This window comes from Alteromonas sp. 14N.309.X.WAT.G.H12, from assembly GCF_036697315.1.
In the GTDB taxonomy this organism is placed as follows: domain Bacteria; phylum Pseudomonadota; class Gammaproteobacteria; order Enterobacterales; family Alteromonadaceae; genus Alteromonas.
Genome location: NZ_JBAHZB010000030.1, coordinates 19745 through 24665, shown reverse-complemented (window position 1 = coordinate 24665; position 4921 = coordinate 19745). Strand labels below are relative to the sequence as shown.

The following is a 4921-nucleotide window of genomic DNA, read 5'->3' as shown; positions in this document are numbered from 1 at the left end:
GGACATTGTAATGACAACCACCAGAACCGAAAAAGACAGCATGGGCACCTTAGAGGTTCCTGCCGACGCACTTTATGGCGCCCAAACCCAGCGTGCCGTGGATAACTTTCCAATGAGTGGGCAGACAATGCCGGAAGCTTTTATTAAAGCGCTGATCACGGTGAAAAAAGCCGCCGCACAAGCCAATGTAAAACTGGAAGTGCTCGACGGCGACATTGGCGAAGCCATAAGCAGTGCCTGTGACAAATTGCTCGACGACAAAGACCTGATGAACCATTTTCCCGTAGATATTTTCCAGACAGGATCAGGTACCAGCACAAACATGAACGCCAATGAAGTAATTGCCCGTACTGCCAGTTTACAATCCGGTATCCCAATTCACCCAAATGATCATGTCAATTATGGCCAAAGCAGCAACGATGTGATCCCCACAACCATTCATGTCAGCGCGGCCATTGCCATAAAACAGCAACTTCTGCCTGCCTTAGGTCATTTGTACACCAGCATCGGCAAGAAAGCCGATACCGTAAAGCAGTTTTGCAAAACCGGCAGAACCCACTTAATGGATGCCATGCCTATCCGTATGGATCAAAGCCTATCGGGTTGGCAGGCTCAAATAGGCCAACAAATCCAGAATATCACCTACTTACAGCCCTCCGTTCAAACCTTGGCACAAGGTGGCACCGCGGTGGGAACGGGCATCAATGCACATCCCGATTTCGCTAACGCCTTCAATCAGGCCCTAACCGCGCTTACCGATATTCCCTTTCAACCCGCAGACAACTTCTTTGCTTTAATTGCCTCTCAGGATACGGCGGTCACCCTTTCAGGCACGCTAAAATCGAGCGCGGTGACCTTTATGAAGATTGCCAATGATTTGCGTTGGATGAATTCAGGGCCCTTAGCAGGCTTAGGTGAAATTGCTCTGCCAGCGTTACAACCTGGCTCTTCCATTATGCCCGGCAAGGTGAACCCCGTGATCCCAGAAGCCGTTACCATGGCTTCAGCCCAGGTTATGGGGAACGATACGGCAATCACCGTGGGGGGACAGTCTGGGAACTTTGAATTAAACGTAATGCTACCTATGATAGCTAGCAACCTGTTAAGCAGTATTACCCTGATAAGCAACAGCGCCAGACTACTGGCGGACAAAGCCATTACCGGGTTTGAGGTACTCAATGAGAATCTTGAAGCCGCGCTACATAAGAACCCCATTCTGGTTACCGCATTAAACCCTATTATTGGCTATAACAATGCCGCTGAAATTGCCAAACGGGCATACAAAGAAAAACGCCCGGTCATTGATGTAGCAGAGCAAATGACGGATTTATCCCGCGCAGAACTGAGCCGCTTACTCGATCCTAAAAAGCTTACAGAAAATCAATAGTTCAGCAAACTACGCGGGCACTGACACTGCCCGCCTATCACCATTAAGGCAAAGCGCCTGCACTTTCCCCCTCCCCTAGTGCCTTAAAAAACATGATTAAACCTGCGGAAACGATATCTTTCTGGGTAAATAATATCGGAACGGTGTAATAAAATTGAAAAGATTACAGTTACTTTAGATTTTAAGATCCCTTGATACTTATAATAGCCTGAACAGTAACAATATTTATTCATATCCCCTACCGATAGGGATCAACTTACTAATATGGATACTTAAAACATGATGCGAGTATTTGCTTGCGTGCTTGGCCTATTTGCAACCCAAGCCCTTGCCCAACCTTTAATTTTTCACCCTGAAATCAGTCCTGATGGCAACAGCATTGCCTTTAGCTATCAGGGAGATATTTGGACAATGGATAGTCAGGGCGGCAATGCTAAGCGTTTAACCATCCATGAGGGCACCGACGACAGCCCCATCTGGTCACCGGATAGCAGTATGTTGGCGTTTAATAGTGATCGTTTTGGCAATGACGATGTGTTTGTTATTCCACGTGAGGGTGGCATTCCAAAGCGATTAACCTTTCATTCTGGGCAAGATCACGTCATGCAGTTTACCGCCGATAAAAAGGTGTTATTCAATACCCGACGCATTTATGCCCAGGTAGAGCGCGAGTGGGAAATCTTCTCAGTTCCTGCCGCCGGAGCCACCACCGAGCAACGTTTTATGGATGCCTTGGGATTTGATGCCCAAGTCTCGCCCGATGGCAGCAAGGTATTGTTTGTGCGCGGCTCTAACCGTATTGAACGAGAAGCCTATCGCGGCCCTGCGAATCGGAATGTATGGTTGTACGATATCCGCAAGCAAAGTTATACCCAAATAACCCAATTTGACGGCAATGACTTTATGCCTAAATGGGTAAACAACCAAAGCTTCTATTTTATTTCTGCACGCTCCGGCAAATACAACGTACACAAGAAAACCTTGGGTGGCAGAATTGAACAAATAACCGATGAACAGGGCTTTGGTGTGTGGCATTACAGTACCACCGCCGATGGCAAAAAACTGGTCTACCAAGCCGGTGATGCCCTTTACACCTTATTACCCGATACGGGGACTAAAGTCGCGTTGCAGATGGAATTAAAAACGGATTTTCGTTTTGATCCTGTGGTAACCAAAAGCACGACCGACAACATTGAACAATATGCCGTATCCCCCAATGAACAACTTACCGCTTATATCATTCGCGGCGATGTGTTTGTTACGCGCAATGATGTTAAAGACGCCCGCAGCGTACGATTAACCCAAGGCGCGTCGCGAGAACGAGACGTCACCTGGCTTAACGATGACACCCTGTTATTTTCTTCTGATCGCTTCGGCCAATATGATTTATTTGCCTTGACCTCGGCAGATGAAAACAACGCCAATATATTTACATCTTTAAAGCATACCACCCATCAGCTTACTAATACGAAAACCGACGAACTCGCCCCTGTGGTCGCCCCGGATCAATCCCATGTGGCGTTTTTACAAGGGCGAGGCAAGCTCATTATCGGGCAGATGACGGCTAAAAATGAATTATCAAACCTAACCACCCTACTTGATGGATGGGATACGCCAAAAGGTCTGACTTGGTCACCGGATAGCCGTTGGCTAGCTTATAGTCTAGCGGATTTAGACTTTAATGAAGAGGTGTATATTCATTCTGCGGATAATTCCCAACCACCAGTGAATATAAGTATGCATCCCAAATCCGACAGCAACCCGGTGTGGAGCCCTGACGGCAGTAAATTAGGTTTTATCTCTCAGCGCAATAATGGCGATGCCGATATCTGGTTTGTGTGGCTGAAAAAAGCGGACTGGCAGCGCTCCCAGGAAGAATGGCGCCGACAAGCCTTTTTAAAGGACGCTCAAGAACAAGCAAAAACGCAAGAGGTGAAAGAAGACGAGGACACCAAAGCCGACGTTACTGTCACTATCGATTTTGATGGTATCTACCAGCGCTTACAACAGGTGACTGCCATTCCATCGAACGAAAACCAGCTTGCTTTTACCCCAGATGGAGAACACCTCTACTTCACCATTGGCGGTGCCGGTCGACAAAATTTCAAAGCCGATAAAAACCTTTATAAGATAAAATGGGATGGCGAGGACAAAGCCACCGTTATCGAAGGAAATAAAGGTGTTGTTGACATGACGCTAGCCCAAGACGGCAAATACCTTTTTGCGCTAACCGAAGGGGGTAAATTAAATCGTGTGGCCCTTAAAGACGATAAAGCGGAAACCTTTAGCGTTAAATCGACCCAGCAAATCAATTATCACGATGAATTAACCCAGCTATTTGACGAAGGCTGGCGTGCACTGAATGCCGGCTTTTATGATCCAAGCTTTCACGGCCAAGATTGGCAAATGTTACGGAACAAATATCGCCCTTTAGCGCTAAAGGCATCGACAAAAGAAGATTTTAAAGCGGTATTTAATCGCATGTTGGGGCAAATCAACGCCAGTCATATGGGCATGTATCGCGGTGATAATCAAAAAGTCACCCAAAAGCAAAAAACGGGCTTATTGGGGATCGCCGGTGAACCGGTGGAAAAGGGCTTTGCCGTAGCTACAGTGTTAGCCAACAGCCCGGCTGATCGTATTGATAGCCAGTTGCTACCCAAAGATGTGATCATGGAAGTGAACCAGCAACCTGTTACAGGTAATAATTTGTATCAATTACTGCAAGATACTGCCAATACTCCAGTATTATTAACGGTATTACGCAATAACCAAACAAAAGAAATTACCATTTGGCCAACGGGATCCTTAAGTGATGAAAATTACGAAGCCTGGGTGGAAGAGCGACGTCAACTCACCGAAAAATATTCTCACGGCCGGTTGGGCTATTTACACATTCGCGGTATGAACTGGACCAGCTTTGAACGCTTTGAGCGGGATCTTATGGCCGCAGGTTATGGCAAAGACGGCATCGTCATTGATGTGCGCTACAATGGCGGAGGCTGGACCACTGACTACCTGATGGAAGTGCTCAATGTGAAGCAATATGCATATACTATCCCTCGCGGTGCCATTGATGATATCCATGGTGATCGCAAGGCGTTTAAAAACCACTATCCTTTCTCTGAGCGTTTGCCTCTTTCTGTGTGGACCAAGCCAACCATTGCCATGAGCAATCAAAACAGTTATTCCAATGCAGAAATCTTCTCCCATGCTTATAAAGCGCTGGGTTTAGGTAAGTTAGTAGGTCGGCCTACCTTTGGTGCGGTGATCAGTACCGGCGCCTACCCACTGGTTGATGGCTCCATAGTACGGATGCCCTATAGAGGTTGGTGGGTAAAAGACACTGACGACAATATGGAAGGCGTACCCGCTCAGCCGGATATTGAGGTGTTTAACCCTCCCGCCTACAAAGCGAAAGGCGTAGATCCTCAACTGCAAAGAGCCGTTAAGGAGCTGCTCACAGAACTGAAGTGATAGAAGGTAATCAGGGTGTGTAAGTGGCCTTACACACCCTGATTACCTTCTATCACT

General features: G+C 47.1%; 2 protein-coding genes. Both read left to right on the top strand.

Annotated elements, in window-relative coordinates:
• Positions 1-10: 10 nt before the first annotated feature.
• Positions 11-1387 carry a class II fumarate hydratase gene (locus V5298_RS10140; protein WP_332931357.1) on the top strand — a complete coding sequence of 459 codons (1377 nt, stop codon included), beginning with the start codon at positions 11-13 and terminating at the stop codon, positions 1385-1387.
• A gap of 279 nt (positions 1388-1666) precedes the next feature.
• On the top strand, positions 1667-4864 hold the full coding sequence (locus V5298_RS10135; RefSeq protein WP_332931347.1) for a S41 family peptidase: 3198 nt from the start codon (positions 1667-1669) through the stop codon (positions 4862-4864).
• Positions 4865-4921: the final 57 nt, after the last annotated feature.